Annotated in this window: 25 protein-coding genes; 11 read left to right on the top strand and 14 right to left on the bottom strand. The window is 58.6% G+C overall.

Annotated elements, in window-relative coordinates:
- The first annotated feature begins 59 nt into the window (after positions 1-59).
- Positions 60-965, top strand: a complete 906-nt coding sequence (gene rarD, locus GOV90_RS06605; protein WP_171095899.1) for an EamA family transporter RarD — start codon at positions 60-62, stop codon at positions 963-965.
- On the opposite strand, the gene GOV90_RS06600 is transcribed toward rarD, so the two are convergent.
- Both GOV90_RS06600 and GOV90_RS06595 read right to left on the bottom strand, forming a co-directional pair.
- Complete coding sequence (locus GOV90_RS06600; RefSeq protein ID WP_256367896.1) at positions 956-1,666, bottom strand: SGNH/GDSL hydrolase family protein; 711 nt, start codon at positions 1,664-1,666, stop codon at positions 956-958. The genes rarD and GOV90_RS06600 overlap by 10 nt on opposite strands.
- Positions 1,667-1,668: 2 nt before the next feature.
- Positions 1,669-2,079: a nuclear transport factor 2 family protein gene (locus GOV90_RS06595; RefSeq protein WP_171095901.1), complete on the bottom strand. Its 411-nt coding sequence runs from the start codon at positions 2,077-2,079 to the stop codon at positions 1,669-1,671.
- Between the two features lie 92 nt (positions 2,080-2,171).
- On the opposite strand from GOV90_RS06595, the gene GOV90_RS06590 reads away from it, so the two are divergent.
- The 3 genes from GOV90_RS06590 to GOV90_RS06580 all read left to right on the top strand — a co-directional run bounded on the left by GOV90_RS06590 (position 2,172) and on the right by GOV90_RS06580 (position 4,300).
- On the top strand, positions 2,172-2,819 hold the full coding sequence (locus GOV90_RS06590; RefSeq protein WP_171095903.1) for an RluA family pseudouridine synthase: 648 nt from the start codon (positions 2,172-2,174) through the stop codon (positions 2,817-2,819).
- Between the two features lie 134 nt (positions 2,820-2,953).
- On the top strand, positions 2,954-3,625 hold the full coding sequence (locus tag GOV90_RS06585) for an OmpA family protein (protein ID WP_171095905.1): 672 nt from the start codon (positions 2,954-2,956) through the stop codon (positions 3,623-3,625).
- Positions 3,626-3,757: 132 nt separating this feature from the next.
- Positions 3,758-4,300, top strand: a complete 543-nt coding sequence (locus GOV90_RS06580; protein ID WP_171095907.1) for an NADPH-dependent FMN reductase — start codon at positions 3,758-3,760, stop codon at positions 4,298-4,300.
- A 92-nt stretch (positions 4,301-4,392) separates the two neighbouring features.
- On the opposite strand, the gene GOV90_RS06575 is transcribed toward GOV90_RS06580, so the two are convergent.
- Positions 4,393-5,427 (bottom strand): FAD-binding oxidoreductase, encoded by a 1,035-nt coding sequence (locus tag GOV90_RS06575; protein WP_171095909.1) that lies wholly within the window; start codon positions 5,425-5,427, stop codon positions 4,393-4,395.
- 55 nt (positions 5,428-5,482) lie between these two features.
- Between GOV90_RS06575 and mnmD the strand changes: the two genes are divergently transcribed.
- Together mnmD and GOV90_RS06565 are read left to right on the top strand one after the other, a co-directional pair.
- A complete protein-coding gene (mnmD, locus tag GOV90_RS06570) occupies positions 5,483-6,148 on the top strand; it encodes a tRNA (5-methylaminomethyl-2-thiouridine)(34)-methyltransferase MnmD (RefSeq protein WP_171095911.1) in 666 nt (221 codons plus the stop codon).
- On the top strand, positions 6,145-7,014 hold the full coding sequence (locus tag GOV90_RS06565; protein WP_171095913.1) for a DMT family transporter: 870 nt from the start codon (positions 6,145-6,147) through the stop codon (positions 7,012-7,014). Before mnmD ends, GOV90_RS06565 begins: the two co-directional genes overlap by 4 nt.
- Here GOV90_RS06565 and GOV90_RS06560 read toward each other — a convergent pair.
- Positions 6,988-8,961, bottom strand: coding sequence for a lytic transglycosylase domain-containing protein (locus tag GOV90_RS06560; RefSeq protein ID WP_171095915.1), 1,974 nt, complete (start codon positions 8,959-8,961; stop codon positions 6,988-6,990). The two genes, GOV90_RS06565 and GOV90_RS06560, sit on opposite strands and share 27 nt — an antisense overlap.
- 134 nt (positions 8,962-9,095) lie before the next feature.
- On the opposite strand from GOV90_RS06560, the gene dapA reads away from it, so the two are divergent.
- Positions 9,096-9,968: a 4-hydroxy-tetrahydrodipicolinate synthase gene (gene dapA / locus GOV90_RS06555; protein ID WP_171095918.1), complete on the top strand. Its 873-nt coding sequence runs from the start codon at positions 9,096-9,098 to the stop codon at positions 9,966-9,968.
- A 136-nt stretch (positions 9,969-10,104) separates the two neighbouring features.
- On the opposite strand, the gene GOV90_RS06550 is transcribed toward dapA, so the two are convergent.
- The 6 genes from GOV90_RS06550 to GOV90_RS06525 form a co-directional block, all read right to left on the bottom strand.
- Positions 10,105-10,992: a DmsC/YnfH family molybdoenzyme membrane anchor subunit gene (locus GOV90_RS06550; protein WP_171095920.1), complete on the bottom strand. Its 888-nt coding sequence runs from the start codon at positions 10,990-10,992 to the stop codon at positions 10,105-10,107.
- Positions 10,992-11,741, bottom strand: a complete 750-nt coding sequence (locus GOV90_RS06545) for a 4Fe-4S dicluster domain-containing protein (protein ID WP_171095922.1) — start codon at positions 11,739-11,741, stop codon at positions 10,992-10,994. Before GOV90_RS06545 ends, GOV90_RS06550 begins: the two co-directional genes overlap by 1 nt.
- Positions 11,742-11,850: 109 nt before the next feature.
- On the bottom strand, positions 11,851-14,670 hold the full coding sequence (locus tag GOV90_RS06540; protein ID WP_171095923.1) for a molybdopterin oxidoreductase family protein: 2,820 nt from the start codon (positions 14,668-14,670) through the stop codon (positions 11,851-11,853).
- Between the two features lie 90 nt (positions 14,671-14,760).
- Positions 14,761-15,768 carry a phosphate acetyltransferase gene (gene pta / locus GOV90_RS06535; protein ID WP_171095925.1) on the bottom strand — a complete coding sequence of 336 codons (1,008 nt, stop codon included), beginning with the start codon at positions 15,766-15,768 and terminating at the stop codon, positions 14,761-14,763.
- Between the two features lie 22 nt (positions 15,769-15,790).
- Positions 15,791-17,566 (bottom strand): sulfoacetaldehyde acetyltransferase, encoded by a 1,776-nt coding sequence (gene xsc / locus GOV90_RS06530; protein ID WP_171095927.1) that lies wholly within the window; start codon positions 17,564-17,566, stop codon positions 15,791-15,793.
- A 123-nt stretch (positions 17,567-17,689) separates the two neighbouring features.
- Positions 17,690-19,150: a PLP-dependent aminotransferase family protein gene (locus GOV90_RS06525; RefSeq protein ID WP_171095928.1), complete on the bottom strand. Its 1,461-nt coding sequence runs from the start codon at positions 19,148-19,150 to the stop codon at positions 17,690-17,692.
- Between the two features lie 132 nt (positions 19,151-19,282).
- Between GOV90_RS06525 and GOV90_RS06520 the strand changes: the two genes are divergently transcribed.
- Complete coding sequence (locus GOV90_RS06520; protein WP_171095930.1) at positions 19,283-19,591, top strand: helix-turn-helix transcriptional regulator; 309 nt, start codon at positions 19,283-19,285, stop codon at positions 19,589-19,591.
- Positions 19,584-20,615, top strand: coding sequence for a permease (locus tag GOV90_RS06515; protein ID WP_171095932.1), 1,032 nt, complete (start codon positions 19,584-19,586; stop codon positions 20,613-20,615). The genes GOV90_RS06520 and GOV90_RS06515 overlap by 8 nt, the downstream gene beginning before the upstream one ends.
- 56 nt (positions 20,616-20,671) lie before the next feature.
- Here the strand turns inward: GOV90_RS06515 and GOV90_RS06510 are convergent, their stop codons facing one another.
- Positions 20,672-21,061 (bottom strand): hypothetical protein, encoded by a 390-nt coding sequence (locus GOV90_RS06510; RefSeq protein ID WP_171095935.1) that lies wholly within the window; start codon positions 21,059-21,061, stop codon positions 20,672-20,674.
- Positions 21,062-21,112: 51 nt separating this feature from the next.
- Positions 21,113-21,874, bottom strand: a complete 762-nt coding sequence (locus GOV90_RS06505) for a DUF1013 domain-containing protein (RefSeq protein ID WP_171095938.1) — start codon at positions 21,872-21,874, stop codon at positions 21,113-21,115.
- 130 nt (positions 21,875-22,004) lie between these two features.
- Between GOV90_RS06505 and GOV90_RS06500 the strand changes: the two genes are divergently transcribed.
- Positions 22,005-22,646, top strand: coding sequence for a ribonuclease T2 (locus GOV90_RS06500; RefSeq protein WP_171095940.1), 642 nt, complete (start codon positions 22,005-22,007; stop codon positions 22,644-22,646).
- Here GOV90_RS06500 and GOV90_RS06495 read toward each other — a convergent pair.
- Entirely contained in the window at positions 22,643-23,131 is a 489-nt protein-coding gene (locus tag GOV90_RS06495; protein WP_171095942.1) for a hypothetical protein, read from the bottom strand. The genes GOV90_RS06500 and GOV90_RS06495 overlap by 4 nt on opposite strands.
- 206 nt (positions 23,132-23,337) lie before the next feature.
- On the opposite strand from GOV90_RS06495, the gene GOV90_RS06490 reads away from it, so the two are divergent.
- The gene (locus GOV90_RS06490) at positions 23,338-23,835 is read left to right on the top strand and encodes a lactoylglutathione lyase family protein (RefSeq protein ID WP_171095945.1); all 498 of its coding nucleotides are present in this window, start codon (positions 23,338-23,340) and stop codon (positions 23,833-23,835) included.
- 69 nt (positions 23,836-23,904) lie between these two features.
- Here the strand turns inward: GOV90_RS06490 and recR are convergent, their stop codons facing one another.
- A complete protein-coding gene (gene recR / locus GOV90_RS06485; protein ID WP_171095947.1) occupies positions 23,905-24,498 on the bottom strand; it encodes a recombination mediator RecR in 594 nt (197 codons plus the stop codon).
- Between the last annotated feature and the right edge of the window lie 8 nt (positions 24,499-24,506).

Raw genomic sequence — 24,506 nt, 5'->3', positions numbered from 1 at the left:
GAGTTTTCAAGCTGATGTGAACTGCCGTAAATGTGTCCGGCATCAACCGGAGATTTGCCGTGGCAGACACGCCTATTCCCTCTCAGAATTCCGACACACCCAAGGGTTTGGCGCTGGCGGTAACCGCTTATGTCCTGTGGGGGTTTTTACCGCTCTACCTGAAAGCGCTGGACCATATTGGTCCGGTCGAAGTCGTGGCCCATCGCATCATCTGGTCTGTTCCGGTGGCCGGGTTGTTGTTGGTCATTTTGGGGCGCACTCGCGACCTCAAGGCTGCGCTGGGTAATCCGAAGATGCTGGGAATGGCGGCTTTGACAGCTGCTTTGATTACTGTGAACTGGGCGATTTATGTTTGGGCGATCTCAACCGGTCATGCTTTGGATGCCGCGCTTGGATATTACATCAACCCGCTGTTCAGTATCGCACTTGGCGCGATTTTGCTGCGTGAGCCACTGACACGCATGCAGCTGATTGCCGTGGGTCTGGCCTCATTGGGTGTTTTGGTTCTGGTGTTTGAGGCCGGCCGTTTGCCATGGGCTGCGCTTGGCCTGATGGTGAGTTGGGGGTTCTATGCGTTTTTCAAACGATCCCTGCCAATCGGGCCCAATCAAGGGTTCCTGCTTGAGGTGCTGATCCTTTTGATCCCGGCTTTGGTCTACGTCACATTTCTGGGCGTGCAGGGTACGGGGCATTTTGGCGTGGGACTGTCAGACACCCTATTGCTGTCCTGTGCAGGTGTCGTGACGGCTGTGCCGCTGCTGGTTTATGCAAACGGTGCAAAGCTGGTGCGACTCTCCACGATGGGTATCCTGCAATATATTGCACCAACCATGATTTTCGTGACAGCAATCACTGTGTTTGGCGAAAAGATCGACACCGGTCGGATGATCGCTTTCCCGCTGATCTGGGCGGCGTTGATTGTATATTCGATCCCGATGATCCGGCAGGCGCGGGCTCAGGCCTGACGCAAAAGTTCCGCTGCGGCATCTGCCCAAAGGGCGTAGGCGTGTGGACTGGGATGATAGCCGTCTGGGGCAGCAAGCGCCGGGTCATCCGGCAGATCGAGTTTCAAATGGCTGACATGTGGGTAGGCCGACACAACCTGCTGCAGCGCCTGATCCAGCCGGGCCGCCTGACGGCCGAGGACCCAGGCCAAAGGATGGGACAAGGCCGGGAATCTGTTCATTTGTGGAACGCCGGTTACGACAATACGTCGTGCTCCCAGATCGTTGGACAGAGCAGTGATAAGCTGCGTTTGGCGGTGCGCAAATTGTCGGGATGTAACGGCACGTGTCACATCATTGACGCCCAACGCCGTGACAACTGAGTCGAACTCCCCCTGCAGACTTTTCAAGTGGTCGAGTGTGTCCAGTGTTGTGTATCCCGTGGTTGCTTCCAATTGCCACTCGACCGAATAGTGTTTGGCCAGCCGGTCAACCAACTGCCCAGACAGAGCCTGCGCTTGGGTTCCGGCCCCAACACCAGCCGCCGAGCTGTCGCCACAGATGAGCAGGCGCAGGCGTGGTCCGCGACCTGATCGGCCTTTCCGCGGGCCCGTCGGCTCTGGCAACATCTGAGCGTTGCGCCGGACTGAAAGCCCCTGCGCTGCCAGAACCGGCAGCAGGGGAATGCGCAGGACCTGATCGGCTGCAATCAAACCGCGCACGATCAGCTCAGGGCGTCTTTGAACTTGAGAAACCGTGCATCGGTCATCACGCGCGCCATCATCGCCTCTCGTAGTGCACCCACTGTCTTATAGGGGCGCATCGCGACCTCGAAGGTTTGAATCAAACCGTCGTCGTTTAGCGTGATCAGATCCACCCCGATCCCGTCAAGATCCCCGACCTTGCACTGGAATTCCAACGCCCAGTCTTTTCCCTCGCCCATGATGCGGCGATAGCGGAAGTCTGAAAACACCTGACCAACATGTCCCAGAACGGCGGCCACCGGCGCGCGCCCGGTCCAGGTGCTGTAGTAGGTTGGCGGCAGGAACCGGACATCCTCGGCCAGAAGCGCGTGGATCAAGGCTTCATCGCCTTTGGCGACAACCTCTTGCATTCGTTCGATGGTCGGGTGCATGTCGTTTCCTCCTGTGCCGAAGGTCTCTGAACATTGCCCAACAGGCAAGGACGACGTTGCGGGAGGGGGCGGGCTGCGATAGGCAGGCCCGCATGAGTGAGATCTATGACCCCCCTCAAACCCCGCTGGATGTCTTGCACGAAGACGCGCAGTTGATCGTGGTGAACAAGCCGTCTGGCCTGCTTTCAGTGCCGGGGCGTGGTGAACATCTGGCGGATTGTCTTCTGACGCGGGTACAGGCGGCTTTTCCTCAGGCATTGCTGGTGCATCGGCTGGACCGGGATACATCCGGTGTCATGGTTTTTGCCCTAACGCCCCATGCACAGCGCAACCTGAGTATGCAGTTCGAACAGCGTCAGACGCGCAAAACCTACGTCGCTCGTGTCTGGGGGTGCTTGGAGCCAAAGACCGGCACAGTGGACCTGCCTTTGATTGTGGACTGGCCCAACCGGCCCCGACAAATGGTCTGCCACGACGCCGGAAAGCCTGCGCTCACCGATTGGCGCGTCGTAAAACATGAGGGCGAAACAACGCGTGTGCGCCTGTTTCCCAAAACCGGACGGTCTCATCAGTTGCGGGTTCATATGCAGGCGTTGGGTCATCCAATTCTGGGCGACCCGTTTTATGCAACAGGTCCGGCGGCGGAATTTCCAAGGTTGATGCTGCATTCCGAAGAACTGCGCCTGAAGCACCCCGAAGGCGGGGTTTCGATGAAATTTCGTGCCGGGGCCGATTTTTGAAGAATTCGCATCCCAGTTGGCGGCTAATTGCCGATCTCACTGGATTGTTTCTTGAGACCCAACACCCTGGCCGTGATATACTGAGGAAAACCAAACGCACCTGACAAACGGGTGTTGGAGCAGAAGGTGATATTATGACGATTTCCAAGTTTATTCTGGCCACGGGGCTGAGTTCAGTCCTTGTTCTTTCGGCCTGTACAGATCCCGGCACATTGTCGGCGCAAAGCGATCCGAACCAGAACGCCAAACAGGGTGCCGTTTTGGGCGGTCTTGTCGGGGCGGGCATTGGCGCAATCGCCAACAACTCGAATCCGGGTCTGGGCGCGTTGGCAGGGGCTGCAATTGGCGCAGCCGGTGGTGGCCTGATCGGCAACCAGTTGGACAAACAGGCGGCTGAGCTGCGTCAGCAATTGGCAAATGACGGAATCACCATCGTGAATGCGGGTGACCGGCTGATTGTGACTGTTCCCAACGACATTACCTTTGACACCGACAGTTCGACCGTGCGCCCGGCGCTGCGATCTGATCTGGTGAAAGTGGGCCAGAACCTCGTCAATTACCCCAACTCGAACGTGCAGATCATCGGTCACACGGACAGCGACGGTGACGCGGGTTACAATCAAGGGCTGTCTGAGCGTCGCGCCAACGCAGTTGCGGATATCCTACAGGCCAATGGTGTCAGCTTTAATCGCATCACGACAATTGGTCAGGGCGAAAACAATCCCGTCGCCTCGAACCTGACACCGGAAGGCAAGGCACAGAACCGACGGGTTGAAATCGTTGTTGTGCCCAGCGGAAACGCGTAACGCGGATTAAGCATTTTGCACGGGGTCGCCATTGGCGGCCTCGTTTGCGCATTGACTGTGCGTCAAATGGGGTTTGGAACAGATCAAACTCGGGCTAGTTTTCAGAAAATCACTGAAACGGAGTTCCCCTAGATGTCTCAACCCACACTCCTCGGCTTGTCTGGATCCCTGCGTCAGGATGCAACCAACCGCAAGCTTTTGCGGGAAGCGGCCCGGTTGTTTGATTCGGCCAACTTTGTCGAAGCAGACCTGAACCTGCCCCTTTATGACGGAGATCTGGAAGAGGGTGAGGGCATTCCGGCAGCGGTGCAGTCTTTGGCGGACCAAATCGCGCAGTCAGATGCGGTTATCATCTCGACGCCGGAATACAACAAAGGTCCATCGGGCGTTTTGAAGAACGCGCTGGATTGGGTGAGCCGCACACAGGGCAATCCGTGGGCCGACAAACCGGTTGCCGTTATGTCGGCGGCGGCAGGTCGCGCTGGCGGTGAGCGTGCGCAGATGATCCTGCGGTCGTTTATGGTTCCCTTTCAGCCGCGCATTCTGCAGGGGCCTGAAATCCATCTGGCAGACAGTTCGAACGCGTTCGACGAACACGGCAAATTGGCCTCTGAACGCTATGAAAAGTCACTGCATAAACTGATGCAGAAACTGCGGGCCGAGGCCGGTTTTTGAAACTGGCCCGCGTATTAGGCATGGCACGTTCGGGCTGACGAGCCTCAAAGGATGGTGTTGGGTCTATGCGTCCATCTCGTAGAGCGCATCGATTACAATGAGGCGTCGGGCCGGAAATCTTCGGGGATTTCATCGCGGCCTTCCAACATCAGATCAGCCATAACCTCGGCGATTTTGGGGGCCATGCCAAAACCGATTTTGAAACCTCCGTTGGCGATAAACTGACCCTTGTGCAATGGATGCGCACCCAACATTGGTGCCCGGCTTTTGCTGCGGGGGCGGACACCAGCCCAGCGTTCTATTACCTCGGCCCCGTGCAGCAATGGCAGGGCGCGCGTGGCGCGATCGATCACATCGTCCAGCGCGCTGTCGGTACTGGTCGGATCGTCATACTCCCGTTCCGACGTTGAACCGATGGCAAGTGTTCCGTCCGCGTGGGGTACGATATGTATCGCATCGGCAAAGAGCTGCGGGACCTCTCCGGCGTCAAAGCGCAACAGGGCAGCTTGCCCTTTGACGCCGTTTCCGACGGTCTTACCATAGGCATCGTTGAGCTCTTGTAACCCGGCAAGGCCAGTTGCATGCACAACCTGTCCTTGGTTTTCCGCGTTATTGACAACGTGAACGCCCATAACCTCAAGGGCGGCCACAAGCGCAGCGCAGGCTCGTCGAGGGTGCATCCGCGCGGTCAGAGTATCCCGAATGACAAACCCGGTGGGGCTGGGCGGACACCATGAACCAGCCTGTGCGGTGGTGATCACGCGCCATTCGGCCTGACCTTGCCAAAGTTTATCTGCCGTACCTTCGCGCTGCCGCGCCAGGTCAAGGCTGCGGGCATCCGGGATGGGTTGAAGGCGACCCAACCGACCATAACCGGGGGAAACGCCGCCGGTTTCTTCGATTTGCCGCCAAAAAGGTTCAGCCATGATCAGACTGTCGAACTGAAAGGCTTTCTTGGCGTTCCAGTTTTCCGGCACATGCGGGGCCAATGCACCGACCAGACCGCCGCTGGACCCGGCACCGGGCCCGAACGGATCGACAACCTGCACCTTTGCGCCGCGCCGGGCGCAGACCCACGCGATGGACAGGCCGAAAATCCCTGCGCCGCGCACTGTTACATCGACCATTGCCAATTCCCTTTTCCTTGTTCAGTGTCGCGCCGCTTAGCTACAGGATTCCCAGATGGCAGACCAGCGTGCCAAATTGACGTGGACCGAGGATCAGATACCGGTCTCGGATCGTTTCGACGATCCCTATTATTCTTTGCAGAACGGGCTGGAAGAGACGCGCCACGTGTTCCTGGCTGGCAACGATCTACCTGCGCGCTTCACGCCCGGTTTTCACATCGCCGAACTTGGTTTTGGCACCGGTTTGAACCTTCTGACGGTATGGTCTGAGTGGGAGAAATCCGGCCAAACCGGACCTTTGCGGTTTACCAGTTTCGAAGCTTTTCCAATGGCCACGGAAGATATGCATCATGCGCTGAAGGCGTTTCCCGAGTTGCAACCGTGGAGCAGCCGGTTTCTCACACACTGGTCGGGTCGCGAATGCATGCTCGAAACTCTTCAGTTCGAGGTGATCATTGGTGATGCGCGTGAGACTTTGCCAAAATGGGCCGGAAAGGCGGATGCCTGGTTTCTTGATGGGTTTTCGCCCGCCAAGAACCCGGAACTGTGGGGGGCGGACCTGATGCAAGAGGTTGCAATCCACACCGCGGCAGAGGGGACAGCCGCCACCTATACCGCCGCTGGTTTTGTACGTCGGGGGTTGGAGGATGCTGGTTTCAACGTGATGCGCACGTCGGGCTATGGCCGCAAGCGACATATGACACGGGCAATCAAAGCATGACGCAGAAGAACAATATCGGTGCAGGCATCGCCCTGATGGTGGGTGCCACGATTGTGTTTGCCCTGCAGGACGGTATCTCGCGGCATTTGGCCGGGACCTACAACACCTACATGGTCGTGATGGTCCGCTATTGGTTCTTCGCGGCGTTTGTCATTGCGCTGGCGGCACGATCACCCGGTGGGCTGAGGGCAGCCACGCAGACAAATCAGTTGGGTCTGCAAATAACCCGTGGTGTGTTGCTGGCGGCCGAGATCTGTGTCGCGGTCTTTGGCTTCACCATACTCGGCTTGATCGACAGCATGGCTGTCTTCATCTGCTATCCATTGCTTGTTGCCGCGCTAAGCGGGCCGGTATTGGGCGAGCAGGTCGGGTGGCGGCGGTGGAGCGCGATCGGGGTGGGATGCATTGGCGTTCTGATCATTTTGCAACCAGGTGCGGGCGTATTTAACCCTTGGGCGATCATTCCCCTCATCTCGGCCCTGATGTTTGCAGTCTACGCCCTGCTGACCCGCTATGCCGCCCGGCAGGACAGCACAGCCACCAGTTTTTTCTGGACCGGCGTCGCCGGCTCCGTCGCAATGACTCTGGTCGGAATTTGGTTCTGGGAGCCGATGGTGCCTGCTGACTGGGGCTGGATGGCGCTGCTGTGCGTCAGTGGAGCGTCTGGTCACTGGTTGCTGATCAAGTGCTATGAGATGGCCGAGGCGAGCGCGGTGCAACCCTTCGCCTATTTCCATCTGGTCTGGAGCGCGATGCTGGGTATTTCAGTCTTTGGCGAAACGCTGCGCCCCGAAGTTGTAGCAGGCGCAGCGATTGTTGTGGCCGCAGGGCTGTTCACCTTATGGCGCGAACGCCGCCAGAGATGATCCGACCAGTTCTTGTGAGAACGGGATCGGAAGCGCGGGCTGTCCCAGTCGCGCGCGGTAGACAGGCAGGCTTTCGGTCACGCGCATCACGTAGTTGCGGGTTTCGCTGAAAGGTATCGTCTCGATCCAGTCAACGATATCAACTTCGCCGGTGCGCGGGTCTCCAAAACGCTCCATCCACGAGATTGGGCGCCTGGGTCCCGCGTTATACCCGGCGGCCATCATCACCACGTTGCCGTTGAAATCAGCTGCCAGACCCGAAAGATAGTTGGCCCCCAGCTTGGCGTTGTACTGCCAATCCGTGGTAAGCCGTCCCGTCTGGTGGCCACTGAGAATGCCTAACTCACCCGCGACCAGCTTGGCCGTCGCAGGCATCACCTGCATCAGACCGCGCGCGCCCGCGCCACTAATAACGACAGGATCAAACTCGCTTTCGCGCCGCGCAATCGCCAGCGTCATTTCCTTGGCCATCGGTAGGCGCATGTCTGCGACCGGATGCACCGGGTAATAGGCTGCGGGCAACACCGTGCCCGTGGTTGCCGCCCGCTTGGCGATCATCACCGCCAGGTGCGGCTGTTTCAGCTCGATGACCAGGTCACCAAGTTGATTGGCCTGCACAGGATCAAGGCTTTCGACCAGATGTGTCAGGAACCGCTCGGAGAGGTTGCCCTCTCCGGCCTTCAGCAGCAGCAAGCCTGCTTCCAAAACACTGGACTCAGCGAACTCTGCCTGCCGCCAATGCGGTGCGCGGCGTGGATTGGCCAGCTCTGCATCAAACGGCCTGCCGATCCGTTCCGCAGCAAGCAAGCCATAGAACGAAGTCTGGTAATCCGCCCCCATCGCATAAGCGTCATATGCTTTGTCCGCATCACCCTGCGCTGCATACGCGCGTCCAAGCCAGTAACCACCACGCCCTTTCGAAATTGGTGATTTAACCGCGTCGGAAAAATTCTGGAAATGCCTTACGGCGGTTGCAGGGTCATTCAGCTTGCGCAGGGCCAGAAACCCCGCCAGCCACTCCAGATCGGCATAGCCATAGCCCATTTCGGGGGTCATGTGGTGATTTGCGGCCACGTCATATGCGCGTGCAGATCGTCCGGACCGCATCTCAAGCCGTGCCAAACGACGGCGCCCTTCGGCCCATTTGTCAGGCTCGCCCAACGCATCCGGCCCTGTTGAACGCGCCAGCATCAGGTCTATGGCGCTGTCGTCCAATTCCTTCTTGTCCCGCCAGACAAAACGGTCAAAGGCAAGCCCGGGCGCATCCATCAGAGATTTCGGGACTGCTGCCACCTTGCCGTCCACACCCGGCTGACGCTTTTGCAATGCGATTCGCGCCTCGGCCAGCTTGCGTTGGTCAGCACTGACCAGCGGCAGCATTTGGCCCGCGCTGACCAGATGACCATCCCACAACATCCGGTCCAGCCGCGCCGCGTGATGCGGTTTCAACAGCTTTGCAAAGTTTTCCAGATACGTCTTTTGCAACCCCGAACCCATCGGCATGGTCCGCCACGCCGTGACGATATCCGCTTCAGCGTCCCCCACGCGTCCTTTTGCTTTTAAGGCGATTGCATAGTTCAGCGCGCCCTCAGCCGTCTGAGGAGGCATGTCAGTGTAGAATTTCAAAACCCTATCCGGGTCAGAGCCGGTAAAGACGGGCTCGCTCTTGCGGCGCAACCATGCCATTCCGGGCCAGTCCGGACGGCGTTCGAGAAACACCAGCACATCGCCCGAGCTGCCGAATCCCTCGCGCAGCCAGTGCCAGACGATGACGTCTCGGGAAACAGAGCCGCGTTGGCCTGAAACCCTCAACGCGGCATTCCAATCGCCCTTTCGCATTTCATAAAGCCCGGCGCGCAAATCACCTGCGGCATCCGCCCGCGCAAGCTGCGGTGCCGTCACTGAATACACAATCACAGCAATCAAAAGTGCCAGAATGCGTGTCATACCTTGCATTTCCCAACCAACCGAGGATAGAGCCTGTGAGGATAAACCGTGCGTCGCCGGGATCAACTCACAAAGCTGGAAACGTGAGGGACCGAGGCGTAAAAACCGCAAAATGCACCTTAAAGGAGCGTGTCATGTTCAAAGGCTCAATGCCAGCCCTCGTCACCCCGTTCACCAACGGCGAGTTGGACCTGAAGACGCTCAAACACCTTGTGGAATGGCAGATTGCTGAAGGCTCGACGGGTCTTGTGCCGGTTGGTACCACGGGCGAAAGCCCCACGCTCAGCCACGATGAGCATGAAACGGTGATCGAAGAGGTCGTGAAAACAGCGGCGGGTCGCGTTCCGGTCATCGCCGGTGCCGGATCGAACAATACGGTCGAAGCCGTTCGATTTGTGCAATTCGCCAAAAAGGTCGGCGCGGATGCAGCGCTGGTTGTCACCCCGTACTACAACAAGCCAACCCAACGCGGCCTGATCGCGCATTTCCAGGCTCTTCACGAAGCTGCGGATATTCCGATCATCATTTACAACATTCCCGGACGGTCCGTTGTTGACATGACACCGGCCACTATGGGTGAGCTTTCTAAGCTGCCACGCATCGTTGGGGTTAAGGACGCAACGGGCGATCTGGCCCGTGTCAGCCAACAGCGCGCGACCTGCGGCGCGGATTTCTGCCAACTGTCTGGTGAAGACGCGACCGCGCTTGGATTCAACGCCCATGGCGGCGTTGGCTGCATCTCGGTCACGGCAAACGTGGCACCCAAATTGTGCGCCGAATTCCAACAGGCCACACTGGCCGGAGACTATGCAAAGGCGCTGGACTATCAGGACAAGCTGATGCCACTGCACGAGGCCATCTTTATCGAACCGGGTCTTGTCGGTGCTAAATACGCACTCAGCAAACTGGGCCTTTGCAGCACCGAAGTGCGCTCACCTCTCACCGAGCTTGAGGACGGCACCAAGGCTGCAATCGAGGCCGCAATGGCGCATGCCGGTCTTATCTAAGTCGGACCGAAGATCACAAAAGGGCGGCCTCAAATCCCGAGCGCCGCCCTTTTCATTTGCCGGATCCAATCTTCATCTGGCTAAAAATACCTAGGGGGAGATGCGCGGTACGCGCAGCGGGGGCAGAGCCCCCTTCTCACCGTTTCCCGTAGTAAAGCCCAACAACATGCTCGGCCTGCGCAAAGAACAACCAGCGCGACGTTGCTACGCCCGCCAGATGTGACACCACGGCCAGCAAGGCAAAGAGGTGCTTGATCACGACGCCCGAGACCGGGATCAGGATCAGCAGCAAAGGCAACACAAACGCCAGAACAAAGGAAATGATCCGCAGTTTCTGCGCGTGTTTGCGCCCAACCACGTGGACGAATTCGCGCAACAGATAGTTGGTGCCCGTATGCGGCGGCTCGAAGGCGCGCACATCACCGCGGACGCCCAGCCCAGTGGCGGTGCTCAGCGAAGTGCCGGATCGCGCGAATGCGCCGTCGCCCTTGGCCCAGTAAGCAAGCTGTACTGCCCCGGCAATGGCAAGCAACCAGGGGGCCAGAGTTTCAGCCCCGGACAACAGGGCACCTCCGGCCAAGCTGAAGGACAGGAACAGGATTGGCGTCAGTTCCATGTTCCAGCGCGGGATGGTCTTGAGCTGGGTGTAGATCATCGAGGTGGTAAACACGGTCGCAAGACTGAAAAACGCGCCGAGCCAACCCAGAACTGTCCAATGGCTGCCCAGAAAAACTGCGCCGAATGCATAAAGCCCCATGACCACCAGGGCCGCCACGGCACAGACCCCTTCTCGGCTGAGCCAGCTCGATTTCCATTGGCTGAACGCCTTCCAGGCGCGTTCGGGGTGGCCCAAATGGAAGGTTGAGGCCAGCAAACCACCCACTGCCAGCGCATATGCGATGACGTAAAATACGAATGCCACAAAGCCTGTCACCGCAGGCTGGCCAAGCCCGAGGAAAAACAGCAAGCCGAATCCCAACCCGGACAAAGTGGTGAAGATAATAACGGACGGTGCGGGATGCATCAGAGTTTCTCCAACGTCTTGTCGAGCCAGCCGAGGAACCCCTTGGGTTCTTCAGCGACCGGTGCCAGCAGGGGGGCCAAAATGTCGATCTGGTCCTCAACCGTGTCCTTGGGGCGTGGCGGCAGGTATTTATTGACGGGTTTGGTGCCCATTTCAGGCATCAGGTCCATACCGCCCCGATCTGCGACGAGTTTGCTGACATCGCTGTCAGGGTCGCCCAAATCGCCAAAGTGCCGCGCGCCGGCCGGGCAGGTGCGCACGCATGAGGGCACACGATCTACCTCGGGCAGGTTTTCGTTGTAGATACGGTCGACACAGAGAGTACATTTTTTCATGACGCCTTCTGCTGCATCCAGCTCCCGGGCACCGTATGGACAGGACCAGGCGCAAAGACCGCAGCCAATACAGTCGCTTTCATTAACCAACACGATACCGTCTTCGATGCGTTTATAGCTGGCGCCGGTTGGGCAGACAGTGACACAGGGAGCATCTTCGCAATGCAGGCAAGATTTCGGGAAGTGTATCAGTTGAGCGTGACCTTGTTCCGGCTGTACCTCATAGGAATGTACGCGGTTCAAGAAGGTGCCGGACGGGTTGCCACCGTAGGCGTCTTGGTCCGACAGAGGCGCGCCGTAGTTTTCCGTGTTCCATCCTTTGCAGGAGATTACGCAGGCGTGGCAGCCGACACAGGTGTCCAGGTCGATGACCAGACCCATTTTACGTTCGGTGGATTGGGGGAGCTGGGTCATGTCAGGGAACCTCGGCAGTTATGGGCGGGGGAGGGGGCCAGCCCCCTCTTGAGCCTTTGGCTCAATTCACCCCCGAGATATTTTTGGCCTGATGAAGAACGGATCCGGGTCATTTGCCGACTTTCCATGCGATATCTTTCGGGCCGGTGCCAACGGGCGATTTGATCGGCTCAAATTCGGGTTGGCTTTCGGTATCTGTCGGAGGGGCGGCTTTTTCGATTTTGACCTTGAGGTCGAACCATGCAGCCTGACCAGTCACCGGGTCAGAGTTGGCCCACCGCATCCCGTCGCCTTTGGGCGGCAGCAGTTCGTGGATCAGGTGGTTGAGGAGGAAGCCTTTGGTGGCTTCTGGCGCGTCCTCTTGCAGAGCCCACGCGCCTTTTCGTTTACCAATGGCGTTCCAGGTCCAGACGGTGTTGTCGTTCAGTGCGGCCATTTCCATGACGGGCACGGTGATTTCTCCGTGCGGAGAGGTGACCTTGGCCCAATCGCCATCGCTCAGCCCATGTTCCCGCATCAGTTTGGTTGGGACGTAGAGCGGGTTGCGTCCGTGCAGCTGGCGCAGCCAGGCGTTCTGAGTGCCCCAGCTGTGGTACATCGCCATCGGGCGCTGGGTCAGTGCGTTGACGGTAAAGCCTTCGTTGCCTTGCTGATCGGTTTCATACCAGATCGGCAGCGGGTCCATCGTGTCTTTGATCCGCTGGCGCAGGTGATCCGGCGGCTGGCGGTCACCATGCCCTTCTGCGGCCAGTTGGAACTTGCGCATAGGCTCGGAATAAAGTTGGAACAGGTATGGCTGCGGGCTGTCATAGAGGCCCATCCCGACGGCCCAGTCCTGATAGGCTGCGTTCCAGGGTTTGTAGTAATCCGCGCCTTCGGGGATGTGGGCGACGTAGAAACCACCGTTTTCGATATAGCGGTTCAGCTGGTCGGGATTGACCTCTCCACGCCCTTCCTTGTCGCCGTTTTCACCGCGGAACCCGGCAAGCGGGCCGATGCCCGGCTTGCGCTGGTGGTTCACGATATAGTCGGCGTAGTCCTTCCACTTGGGCGTCCCGTCTTCGTTGGTGAAGCCCGGCAGGCTCATGCGATTGGCGAGTTCGATCAGAACCGACTGGAAGCCGCGCACGTCGCGGTCAGGCTCAATCACCGGCCAACGGATTGCGTCGGCGGCGGCGTCGGCTTCGCAAATCGGGCGGTCAAGCAGCGAGATACAGTCGTGACGTTCCAGATACGTGGTGTCAGGCAGGATCAGGTCGGCATAAGCCACCATTTCCGAGGAGTAGGCGTCGGAATAAATGATCTTGGGAATGACGTATTTTCCGTCTTCGGTCTTCGCCGTCAGCATCTCCATCACACCCTTGGTGTTCATGGAGGAGTTCCACGACATGTTCGCCATGTACATGAACAGCGTGTCGATCTTGTAGGGATCACCTGCGGCGGCGTTTGAGATCACCATATGCATCAGCCCGTGGGCGGACATTGGGTTTTCCCAGGTAAAGGCTTTGTCGATACGCTGCGCCGTGCCGCAATCGTCGATCAGTAGGTCCTCGGGCCCACGTGGGAAGCCCAGGTGGGGCCCTTCCAGCGGGCGACCAGGGCGACGGTCGCCATGGGGGGTGGGGTGCGCCTCGACCGGTTTGGGATAGGGCGGTTTGAAGCGGAAGCCGCCGGGGACCTCGACCGTGCCCAACAGGATTTGCAGCACATGCAGTGAGCGACACGTTTGAAACCCGTTGGCGTGGGCCGAGATACCACGCATGGCGTGGAAGCTGACCGGGCGTCCAATCATTTTGGAATGCGTCTCACCCCGGAAGTCGGTCCATTCTTGATCCAGCTCGATTGCTTCGTCAAAGGCAACACGGGCGATTTCCGCCGCGATGGCGCGGATGCGTTTGGCCGGGATGCCGCAGCGCTCGGCCACAGCTTCGGGGGCGTGGTCGTCGCTCAGGTATTTCTCGGCCATCAGGTGGAAGACGGGTCGATGCGTGACGCCGTCTTTTTCATAGGTTGCTGCCAAGTCTGGGCGGACGCCGGGTTTGTCGAACGCGGTGGGTTCACCGGTCGCGCGGTCGATGACCAGCGGCTTGCCGTCGGCGTCGCGCAGGAACAGGCCCTTTTCAGGCCCCTCCGCAGCATTCACCAGCACTGGCGCGTTGGTGTAGCGGCTAAGATAGTCGAGATCGATTTTTCCTGCCTTCATCAGCACGTGGATCAGAGACAGAATGAACAGACCATCGGTGCCCGGAGTGATCCCGACCCAGTCATCGGCGACGGCGTTATAGCCGGATCGGATCGGGTTCACACCGATCACACGCGCGCCGCGTGCCTTGATTTTGCCGATACCCATCTTGATCGGATTGCTGTCGTGATCCTCGGCCACACCAAACAGCATGAACAACTTTGTATGATCCCAATCGGGCTGACCGAACTCCCAGAAGGCACCACCCATGGTGTAGATGCCGCCCGCAGCCATGTTGACCGAACAGAATCCGCCATGGGCTGCATAGTTCGGGGTGCCGAAGTTTTGCGCCCAGAAGGACGTGAAGCTTTGACTTTGGTCTCTGCCAGTAAAGAAGGCAAGTTTTTGCGGGGCGGTCTCGTGCAGTTCGTTCAGCCAGCCAACGGCCGTGCTGATCGCTTCATCCCACTCGATTTCGCGAAACTCGCCCGAGCCGCGCGGGCCGACCCGACGCAGCGGCTTGCGCAGGCGTGAAGGGGCATTCACCTGCATGATCCCAGCACTGCCCTTGGCGCACAAGACACCTTTGTTTACAGGGTGGTCGCGGTTGCCTTCGATATAGGCAACCTTGCCATCTTTCATGTGTACGTTGATGCCGCAACGGCAGGCGCACATATAGCACGTGGTCTTGCGAACCTCGTCCGAAACCTTCGGAGACGTATCAAGGATCGGCTGCTGATGGGTCATTGGCGGGTCCTGTCGGTTATGTCGGGATGAATGTGTCAGTTTCTTCCCGATTTGAGAACACGGTTCCGAGAAACGGTGTGAATGAGTGCATTACGTTTTGCTGGCTTGCAGGGCGGTCACGGCGATCATTTGGGTTACATCTTCAACGCTACAGCCGCGCGACAGGTCGTTGGCTGGCTGGGCCAGCCCCTGAAGCACGGGGCCAATTGCGGTATAGCCACCCAGCCGTTGGGTGATCTTGTAACCGATATTGCCCGCATCGAGATTTGGGAAAATCATTACGTTGGCTTGACCGGCGACGGATGAACCGGGGGATTTGCGGTCGCCCACCGAAGGGACAAAAGCGGCGTCAAACTGCAACTCTCCGTCGACAGACAGATCAGGTGCTGTCTGGCACACCGTGTCTGTGGCTTCGATCACCTTGTCCACGTCCGGGTGTTTGGCGCTGCCTTTGGTCGAAAAGCTGAGCATCGCGATCTTGGGTTCGACCTGCAAAAGAGTTTTTGCCGAAGCGGCCGAGGCGATGGCGATTTTGCTCAACTCAGAGGCAGACGGGTTGATGACCAGACCGCAGTCTGAATAAAGCATCGCCCGCGCACCGGGTTGGGCGTTTTCGGGCGGGTACATCAGGAAAAAAGACGACACCATTCCGGCATCTGGGGCCATTCCGATTACTTGGATAGCCGCGCGGACGATGTCGCCGGTTGTGTGAACCGCGCCGCCTACCGTGCCGGTGGCGCGCCCGCTGCGTACCAGCATGGCGGCGTAGACCGGCGCTGATTCAACGGCAGCGCGGGCTTTGGTCAGATCCACGCCCTTGTGCTGACGAAGTTCGAAGAACCTCTGGGCAAAGTCCTCGGTCAGATCTGAATTCATGGGGTCATGCACGCCGACGCCTGGTGAAGGCGCTGCCCCTTGTTCTTTCAGGGCGGCTTCGACTTCGGCTTGCGGGCCGACCAGGATTACGTCGGCCAGATCGGCCTTGTGGGCGGCAAGCGCCCCCGCAACAACACGGGGATCACTGCCTTCGCATAAAGAAATAACAGGGCGGATGGCCGGAGCGTTCTGCCGCAACAGCTCAATGGGTGTCAGGGTCATTCGCTCCGGCCTCGTCCTTTGTTTATACGGCTTGCTCGCGCATGTCGTCAGCCGAAACGCCCGCAACTGCGACAGGCTTTTTCATCGCGTCGCGGCGGAAGGGTTCACCCAGTTCCTGATTGATCATGGCTTCGATCAGGGTGGTGATGCCGTTCTTCTGATCCTCGATCGCCTGGTTCAACGCTGCGGTCAATTCGTCCTGCGTGCGGGCGATAACACCCTTCAGGCCGCAGGCATTTGCGATACCGGCGTATGACACTTTGGTGTCCAGCTCGGTGCCGACGAAGTTGTCATCGAACCACAGGGTCGAGTTGCGCTTTTCCGCGCCCCACTGGTAGTTGCGGAAGACGATCTGAGTTACGGCGGGCCATTCTTCGCGGCCAATTGCAGTCAGTTCGTTCACGGCGATACCAAAGGCACCGTCACCGGCGAAGCCGACAACCGGAACGTCCGGCTGGCCGATTTTCGCACCCACGATGGCGGGCAGGCCATAGCCGCAGGGGCCGAACAGGCCGGGGGCCAGATATTTGCGGCCTTCCTCGAAGGACGGATAGGCGTTGCCGATGGCGCAGTTGTTGCCGATGTCGGACGAGATGATCGCCTCTTTCGGCAGCGCGGACTGGATTGCGCGCCATGCCATGCGGGGGCTCATCCAATCGGGCTTGGCGGCACGTGCGCGTTCGTTCCAGCTGGTGCCCGGATCGTCATCTTCGTGATCCATGCTCGAAAGCTGCTGCGCCCAAGCGGATTTCTTTTGCGCGATCTTGGCTTTGCGATCTGCGCGGCCCTCGTCACCCGCGGTGTCCGACAGCTGGGCCAGAATCCCGTTTGCGACCTTGGCCGCATCACCGACGATGCCGACGCTGACTTTCTTGGTCAGACCGATGCGGTCGGGGTTGATGTCGACCTGGATGATTTTGGCATCGGCAGGCCAGTATTCCATGCCGTATCCGGGCAGGGTCGAGAACGGGTTCAGACGGGTGCCCAGGCACAGAACCACATCGGCCTCGCTGATCAGCTCCATCCCGGCTTTCGAACCGTTGTAGCCCAGCGGACCGGCGAACAGTGGGTGCGAGCCGGGGAAGGCGTCATTGTGCTGGTAGCCAACGCAGACCGGCGCATCCAGACGCTCGGCCAGGGCCTTCGACGCGTCGATGCCGCCTTCGGCCAGAACCACACCGGCACCGTTCAGGATGACTGGGTTTTTGGCGTTCGACAGCAATTCAGCCGCCTGCGACACAGCGGTTTCACCGCCCGAGGGGCGTTCGAATTCGACAATAGCAGGCAGATCAACGTCGATGACCTGGGTCCACATATCGCGGGGGATGTTCAGCTGAGCTGGACCGCTGGCGCGTTTGGCCTGCATGATCACGCGGTTCAGAACCTCGCAGACGCGGGACGGGTCACGAACCTCTTCCTGATAGGCAACCATGTCTTCGAACAGCTTCATCTGCTCGACTTCCTGGAACCCACCCTGTCCGATGGTTTTGTTCGCCGCCTGCGGGGTCACCAGCAGCAGCGGGGTGTGGTTCCAGTAGGCGGTTTTGACAGCGGTCACGAAGTTGGTGATGCCGGGGCCGTTCTGCGCGATCATCATCGACATCTTACCGGTGGCGCGGGTATAGCCATCGGCCATCATGCCGGCGCTGCCTTCATGGGCGCAGTCCCAGAACATGATTCCAGCTTTTGGGAACAGATCCGAGATCGGCATCATCGCCGAGCCAATGATACCGAACGCATGTTCGATCCCGTGCATCTGCAGAACCTTAACAAAGGCTTCTTCGGTCGTCATCTTCATGTGAGTGCTCTCCAAACAAGTGGGTGAAGCCGGGCAAAGAGCCCGGGGTTTGATACGGTTTTGGCGTATGGGTGCGGCTGGCGTTAGGGCCAAAACGAAACCCAAATTAGGTCCAGATGCCACTCAGGTAGTTCGAATGGCGTCTGCAATCAATTTTACACCTGGTGCAATGCGGTCGGTCGAAATGGAGGAGTAACCGAGGCGGTAGTAATTCTGTGGCCTGTTCGGACCAGAGAAAAACGGGGCACCGGGTTCAATGTGAACGCCCTGGGTCTGCAACCTCAATGCCAGTTGGGTTGTGTCGATATGCTCGGGCGCAGACATCCACATTGATGAGCCACCAATCACGCCGCGCCCGGCCACGGTCAGTCCGCTTTCTTCTATGGCGGAATCCATTGCATCGCGCCGTTCTTGCAGGGCTTTTGACATGCGCCGGATTTGTGCGTCGTAATGGCCCAGTGAAAGGAAATACGCGGCCGTGCGCTGTATGTGCCCGGGTGGGTGGCGCAGAACCAATGACCGAAGCGCGCGTGCCTCTCGGATAAAGGGCTCAGAGCCAACCATGTATCCAAGCCGCAGACCGGGGAAAAGCGACTTGGAAAAACTGCCGACGTAAATCACACGTCCATCCCGATCCATAGACTTGAGTGCCGGAGACGGCGCACCCCGAAAGGCCATTTCGAACTCGTAGTCATCCTCGACAACCATTGCATCCAATTCGCGTGCTCGATCCAGCAGTTGATTTCGGCGCGCGATCGGCATTGTCGCCGTCGTCGGGCTTTGATGGCTGGGGGTGGTAAAGATAACGTCGGCGTCGTCTGGGATCGTCTCGGGTGGCAGTCCGTTCTGATCGACGCTCAAGGGCGTTACCGCGCAGTCCCAATGGTTCAGCAGGCTCCGCAGCGCGTAATAGCAGGGGTCTTCGATCACTGCAGATCGATTGTGAGTCAACAAAATACGCGACGCCAGCCAGAGTGCGTTCTGCGCGCCCAAAGTGATCAGAATCTCTTCGGGGCGGGCTGCAATGCCGCGTCTGGGCAGAGTGTGGCGGGCGATGAACTCGACCAGAAGCGGGTCATCCTGATCCACGTAATCCCCGGTTAGCGAATCGAAGTCCTTGTGTCCCAACGCGCGCACGGCGCACAAGCGCCAGTTGGCGTGATCAAACAATGACCGGTCGGCCTGACCGTAGATGAACGGATAGCGGTATTCGCGCCAGTCGCTGGGTTTTGGCAGAACGTCACTGTCCAGAAAGCGACGGGCCAACGCTTTGTTCCAGTCAACGGATTCTGTGCCGCGCTGGACAGGCGAGTATTTCGGTGGAACGGGCGCGTTATGCGAAACATAGTACCCAGATCGCCCCTTGGCCGTCAGGTAATCATTCGCCAGCAATTCGGTATAGGCCAACGTGACGGTGATCCGGCTGACGCCCAGATGTGCGGCCAGTTTTCGCGATGATGGCAGTTTCTCTCCAACGTGAAAGCGGCCCGACAGAATGCCCTCGGCAATCATCTGCTGGATCTGGGCCTGCAGCGTGCCCTGACCGTTGAGTTCTAGAAAGAATGTATCGACCGAAATCCCCATGCCTGCTTATAGGTTGGACTTAAAGGGCGTGCAATCTGGACTTACGCAATCTGGGCGTATTTCAACGACCCGGTTGACTGGGAAACATTATTAAACTAAATAACCAGAAGTCTAGTTTAATGGAGGCGACTCATGTGGGAAGCTGCTGCTGCCGGATTTTCTGCGATGGGCTCGGAGGCCCGGCTGAAAGTCCTCAAGACCTTGGTTCGGGCTGGTGAGGCCGGTTTGACGGTTGGCGAGATTCAAAACCGGACGGGCATTGCTCCGTCGACTTTGGCGCATCACCTGCGGTTTCTTGCGGCCGGTGGTGTGGTTGAACAGGAAAAGATTGGTCGAACCACGATCAACCGAGCCTGTTACGACGAATTGAGAAACCTGGCGCAGTTCATCCTCAGCGAATGCTGCGCCGATGAAGTTGGAAAGGCCGCGAACGATGGCTGAATTAACACAAAACCCGCGCGTGACAGCCAAGGGGGTGCTGGACCTGATCAAGACGCCTTGGGCGCTGATCGTCGTGATCCTTGTCGCGGTGGCCGTTCTGGACCCCGGCAATCTGCGTGAGGTTGTAATTTTCGCCGCAAAAGCATTGGCGCATACGGGGCAATACATCCTGTTTGCCGTGTTGTTGCTGTCGTATCTAAAGGCGACCGGTGCAGAAGTGATGGTGGCGCGCGCCTTTGAGGGGCGCGAGACCCGAATGATCTTTCTGGCCTCGTTGTTCGGTGGCTTGGCTCCGTTCTGTTCCTGTGAGGTCATTCCCTTTATCGCGGGCCTTCTGGCGCTTGGCGCGCCGCTGTCTGCGGTCATGGCGTTCTGGCTTAGCTCACCCTTGATCGACCCGCCGACGCTTTTGATTACGGCTGGCGCGCTGGGGTGGCCTTTTGCCATCGGCAAAGCCGTCGCAGCGGTCGCACTTGGCCTGTTCGGAGGCTTCGCGGTTCGGCTTCTGATGCGCCAGGGTGCATTTGCCCAACCGTTGCGCGCGTACAAACCCGCCGGGTGCTGCGGATGTGGGCCGAAATTGGACGACAAGCCGGTCTGGAAATTCTGGCAGGAGCCCGAGCGCCGCGTTCGGTTCCGCTCGGAATTCGTGCACAACGGATTGTTCCTGTTGAAGTGGCTGGCTCTGGCCTATGTGCTCGAAGCCTTGTTGGTCAACTACGTGCCTGCCGACCTGATCGCTGGCGCGGTGGGTGGGGAAGGCGTGCTGCCTATCGTTGTCGCCGCTTTGGTTGGTATGCCCGCCTACCTGAACTCTTACGTGGCACCTCCGCTTTTGGCTGGCTTGATGGAACAAGGAATGACTGCGGGTGCCGCCATGTCTTTCATGGTCGCTGGCGCCGTCAGTTCCATCCCGGCAATGGCCGCCGTCTGGTCGCTGGTCAAACCCCGTGTGTTTGCGACCTATTTGGGCCTTGGTGTCGGCGGAGCAATTATCGCGGGCATCATCTTTCAGATGGTGTGACTAATAAAGCCACCCGGTGTCAGCATCGGGTGGCTTTGCGTCTAGGTGTTAGCCAATCAACTGCCTTCGCACAGGCTTGGCAGTTTGAACCGGTACCGCGCCTCACCAGATTCGACGTAAACGCGTTTCTCGATGCAGGCAGTGGTACCTACGGTTTGGGAAATGGGCGACTCGGTCGACGTGATTGAAGTTGCCGAACCATCGGGCAGGCGGACCGAGGCGATGACACCGTTCCTGAGATCACCATTCACCGCGGTTGCCGACAGCACTGGAACGGTCAGGAAAGCTTCGTGCTCGTGTTTGCCCTCATCCCCCAGCAGATAGAGGGTTGTGACGATGGCAATCATCACAGCGCCACCGGCCAATCCAAGACCCCATGTTTTCACAAAGGCATAGATCGAAACGGCGCGGTGCGGGCCAAAGATCGCTGATAGAATGCTTAGCATGATAAGTCCGTCAAAAAAGCCCCAGCCGTTCCGACCGGGGCTGATTCTACGTTACGGGCGAAGATCGTCTTCGTCTTCGTCATCCGCCCCGCCTTTGGGCAGATTGAAGAAGCTGTCGGCGTCGATGATCGCCTCTTCGTCTTTTTCTTCTGCTGGCTCGTCGGACAGCGAGAAGGTTTCGAGCCCTTCGATGGCCGTCGGAATCTTCGGCGCGGCATCCATTTCCAGAGACTGTTCCGTCGAGACCAGTTTGCGACGCTCATCATCGCTCATTACACCGCCTTCGGCCGCTTTCTTGGCGGCTGCCTTCTGAACGGCTGTGTCCAGCTCGGACTGCTTGCAAAGGCCCAGGGCAACCGGATCGATTGGCTGCATATTGGTGATGTTCCAGTGGGTACGCTCGCGGATCGACTGGATTGTCGGTTTCGTGGTACCCACCAGCTTGGCAATCTGGCCATCGCTGAGTTCGGGGTGGAACTTGACCAGCCACAGGATCGAGTTCGGACGGTCCTGACGCTTGGACAACGGGGTGTAACGCGGACCACGGCGTTTTTCTTCGCCAGCGGCCGAAGGATTGAACTTGAGCTTCAGCTTGTGAAGCGGGTTGTTCTGCGCCGCGTCGATTTCGTCCTGGGTCAATTGGTTGTTGGCAATCGGGTCAAAGCCTTTGACGCCTGCAGCCACATCACCATCAGCGATGCCCTGCACTTCCAACTCGTGCATTCCTACGAAATCCGCGATCTGCTTGAAGCTGATCGTGGTGTTGTCCACCAGCCATACGGCGGTTGCCTTGGCCATAAGCGGTTTTGCCATCAGCCCGTCTCCTATACATACATCTGTCCCGTCGCCGGAATTCGGCGGCCCCGGGGATTTGGGGCAGGTTTCCGTTGTCGGGGAACTTGGGGCCTATATAGTCGCGGCACGGCAAGAAGGGAAGAGGCGAATGCGCCAAGGTATTTCGGGGCTGGTATTGTGGGTCTTCAGCGCGGTTGTTGCGCTGGCCGAAGGCGAAAAGGCCGGAGAGTTCGATTACTATGTTCTGTCGCTCAGCTGGTCGCCCAACTGGTGTGCCCGCGAAGGCGACGCGCGTGGGTCCGACCAGTGCGATGCGCGGCATGACCACGGTTGGATTTTGCATGGCCTGTGGCCACAGTTCCATCAGGGTTGGCCCTCGTATTGCAGAACGCCCGAAGCACCGCCGACCCGACGCATGACGCGTGAAATGGAAGATATTCAGGGCAGTGCGGGTTTGGCCTGGCACCAGTGGAAGAAACACGGCACCTGTTCCGGGCTGTCGGCAGCCGACTATTTCGCGCTGTCCCGGCGCACCTATGACGCGGTCGAACGCCCGGAGGTCTTCCGCAAGCTGGACGCATCCGTGAAGTTACCCGCCGAAGTGGTCGAAGAAGCGTTTCTCAAGGCCAATCCAATGCTAGAGCGCGATATGATAACCGTCACCTGCAAGCAAGGCTATATCGAAGAAGTCCGCCTGTGCCTGTCACGCGACCTTGACCCCGTGCCTTGTGGCCGCGACGTGATCCGCGACTGCACCGCAAAGGACGCTCTGTTCGATCCGATTCGTTAAAGCTTTTTGTTCTGGCAATCGCGGGCGTAGTCCAGCGCTTTGGCGGTGCCTTTGAGGTCGATGGCCATGACAACCTCACCGGCTGGATTGTAGACGGTCATTGTCTTGTTCTGAGCGATTGCGTCGACGAAGCTTCGGTCGGTGAAGAAGACAGTCGCGCCTGGTACGTCCCGTTCATTGAACCCAATCGCAGTGGCATCATGGCTTTTGCCGTCCAGATCAAAGCGGATCGGATAGCTCTCACCCTGTTTAATGTCGCCCCACGCCTTGTTGTAGACCGCGAAATAGCCGCGATTACCCAGCGCGTCATAGCCCAGCCGCACGACCGAGAGGTCCTGATACACCGTCTGGATCAGGCATCCGTTGCCAAGCGCGGGGTCCATCATGATGTTCCAGCCTTCGACGAAGCCCTTGTCGACAAGTTCCTGCGACAGGGCGGCAGTTGCGGTGAAGGTGGCGAAGGTGAGGGCGAGAAGGCGGGTCATAACGTATTCCAATCAAAGGGATCAAGTCTGAGGCATTCTACTACGCGCGTACGGAAGGCAAAGGCCCTTTTGCTTTTTAGCGACCTTTTTGACTCCGGGTCTTGATCCATGCGCAAGGGTGAACCCTGCTATGATGGCTTGGGAAGTAACTTGAAAACCGATCGCTGACCAATAGTTTTACGACTCAGCAGTTTAAGGAGCATTCGATGTCTCAGTTTCCAAGGACTTTTTCACATATCGGGTTGTCTGTTCCAAACGTGGACGAAGCCGTAAAGTTCTATTCCGAGGTCTTGGGGTTTTACGTCATCATGCCGCCCACGGACGTGGTCGAGGATGGCTCGGACATTGGGGTCATGTGCACGGATGTTTTCGGCCCGGACTGGAAGAAACTGCGTATCGCACATCTCGCGACAGCAGACCGGATTGGAATTGAACTTTTTGAGTTTGACGGGAATTACGCGCCCGAAAACAACATCGATTTCCGCAGAAATGGAACGTTTCACTTTTGCATTCAGGACCCCGATGTCGAAGGTCTGGTCGAAAAGATTGTGCAGGCTGGTGGAAAACAGCGCATGCCGATCCGGCACTATTACCCCGGAGAAAAGCCTTACCGCATGGTCTATGTTGAAGACCCATTTGGTATCGTATTCGAACTCTACAGCCACTCGTATGAGCTGACCTACTCGTCTGGTGCTTACACCTGAAGCCTGCGAACATGCTTTGATAACCGTTGAGGCGACAATGCAGTTGTCGCCCTGGTCCAATACGGCCCGCTATATTTCCTTTCGCGCCTTTAGCGCGGCTGTAATCGTCCCGTCATCCAGATAATCCAATTCTCCGCCAATCGGCACGCCCTGCGCTAGTGAGGTCAGGCGAACCTGTCCTTCCAACTGATCAGCAATGTAATGCGCGGTGGTCTGGCCATCGACGGTGGCATTCAGGGCAAGGATGATCTCGGTAATCCCCTCGACCATCACTCGGTCTTTGAGGCGGGGAATGCGCAACTCGTCCGGGCCAACCCCGTCCAGCGCCGACAGCGTGCCGCCGAGAACGTGATAGCGGCCTTTGAAGACGCCCGCGCGCTCCATCGCCCAGAGGTCGGCCACGTCTTCGACCACGCAGAGCTCTCCGGTTGCACGGTCTTCGCTGTTGCAGATGTCACAGATATCGGTGGTGCCCACGTTCCCGCAGTTCAGGCATTCGCGGGCGGTCACGGCGACCTGTTGCATGGCATCAGACAAGGGTGTCAGCAGCAAGGCGCGTTTGCGGATCAGGTGCAGCACAGCGCGACGGGCCGAACGCGGGCCGAGGCCGGGCAGTTTGGCCATCAGGTCGATCAGGTTGTCGATATCGCTGTTCGAACTCATGGCCTGTC

The sequence above is a fragment of the Ruegeria sp. HKCCA5929 genome (genome assembly GCF_013034525.1).
Classification (GTDB): Bacteria; Pseudomonadota; Alphaproteobacteria; order Rhodobacterales; family Rhodobacteraceae; genus Ruegeria.
This window is presented reverse-complemented; position numbering and strand designations above follow the sequence as displayed.

Coding starts and splice junctions, on each gene's coding strand:
- GOV90_RS06525 (WP_171095928.1), bottom strand. CDS start 19,150: ATGGGGATTTCGGTCGATACATTCTTTCTAGAACTCAACGGTCAGGGC.
- GOV90_RS06500 (WP_171095940.1), top strand. CDS start 22,005: ATGCGCCAAGGTATTTCGGGGCTGGTATTGTGGGTCTTCAGCGCGGTT.
- GOV90_RS06495 (WP_171095942.1), bottom strand. CDS start 23,131: ATGACCCGCCTTCTCGCCCTCACCTTCGCCACCTTCACCGCAACTGCC.
- GOV90_RS06540 (WP_171095923.1), bottom strand. CDS start 14,670: ATGACCCATCAGCAGCCGATCCTTGATACGTCTCCGAAGGTTTCGGAC.
- xsc (WP_171095927.1), bottom strand. CDS start 17,566: ATGAAGATGACGACCGAAGAAGCCTTTGTTAAGGTTCTGCAGATGCAC.
- GOV90_RS06595 (WP_171095901.1), bottom strand. CDS start 2,079: ATGCACCCGACCATCGAACGAATGCAAGAGGTTGTCGCCAAAGGCGAT.
- GOV90_RS06560 (WP_171095915.1), bottom strand. CDS start 8,961: ATGACACGCATTCTGGCACTTTTGATTGCTGTGATTGTGTATTCAGTG.
- GOV90_RS06520 (WP_171095930.1), top strand. CDS start 19,283: ATGTGGGAAGCTGCTGCTGCCGGATTTTCTGCGATGGGCTCGGAGGCC.
- GOV90_RS06590 (WP_171095903.1), top strand. CDS start 2,172: ATGAGTGAGATCTATGACCCCCCTCAAACCCCGCTGGATGTCTTGCAC.
- GOV90_RS06580 (WP_171095907.1), top strand. CDS start 3,758: ATGTCTCAACCCACACTCCTCGGCTTGTCTGGATCCCTGCGTCAGGAT.
- recR (WP_171095947.1), bottom strand. CDS start 24,498: ATGAGTTCGAACAGCGATATCGACAACCTGATCGACCTGATGGCCAAA.
- GOV90_RS06545 (WP_171095922.1), bottom strand. CDS start 11,741: ATGACCCAGCTCCCCCAATCCACCGAACGTAAAATGGGTCTGGTCATC.
- GOV90_RS06575 (WP_171095909.1), bottom strand. CDS start 5,427: ATGGTCGATGTAACAGTGCGCGGCGCAGGGATTTTCGGCCTGTCCATC.
- GOV90_RS06550 (WP_171095920.1), bottom strand. CDS start 10,992: ATGCATCCCGCACCGTCCGTTATTATCTTCACCACTTTGTCCGGGTTG.
- GOV90_RS06505 (WP_171095938.1), bottom strand. CDS start 21,874: ATGGCAAAACCGCTTATGGCCAAGGCAACCGCCGTATGGCTGGTGGAC.
- GOV90_RS06490 (WP_171095945.1), top strand. CDS start 23,338: ATGTCTCAGTTTCCAAGGACTTTTTCACATATCGGGTTGTCTGTTCCA.
- mnmD (WP_171095911.1), top strand. CDS start 5,483: ATGGCAGACCAGCGTGCCAAATTGACGTGGACCGAGGATCAGATACCG.
- GOV90_RS06565 (WP_171095913.1), top strand. CDS start 6,145: ATGACGCAGAAGAACAATATCGGTGCAGGCATCGCCCTGATGGTGGGT.
- pta (WP_171095925.1), bottom strand. CDS start 15,768: ATGACCCTGACACCCATTGAGCTGTTGCGGCAGAACGCTCCGGCCATC.
- GOV90_RS06510 (WP_171095935.1), bottom strand. CDS start 21,061: ATGCTAAGCATTCTATCAGCGATCTTTGGCCCGCACCGCGCCGTTTCG.
- GOV90_RS06585 (WP_171095905.1), top strand. CDS start 2,954: ATGACGATTTCCAAGTTTATTCTGGCCACGGGGCTGAGTTCAGTCCTT.
- dapA (WP_171095918.1), top strand. CDS start 9,096: ATGTTCAAAGGCTCAATGCCAGCCCTCGTCACCCCGTTCACCAACGGC.
- GOV90_RS06515 (WP_171095932.1), top strand. CDS start 19,584: ATGGCTGAATTAACACAAAACCCGCGCGTGACAGCCAAGGGGGTGCTG.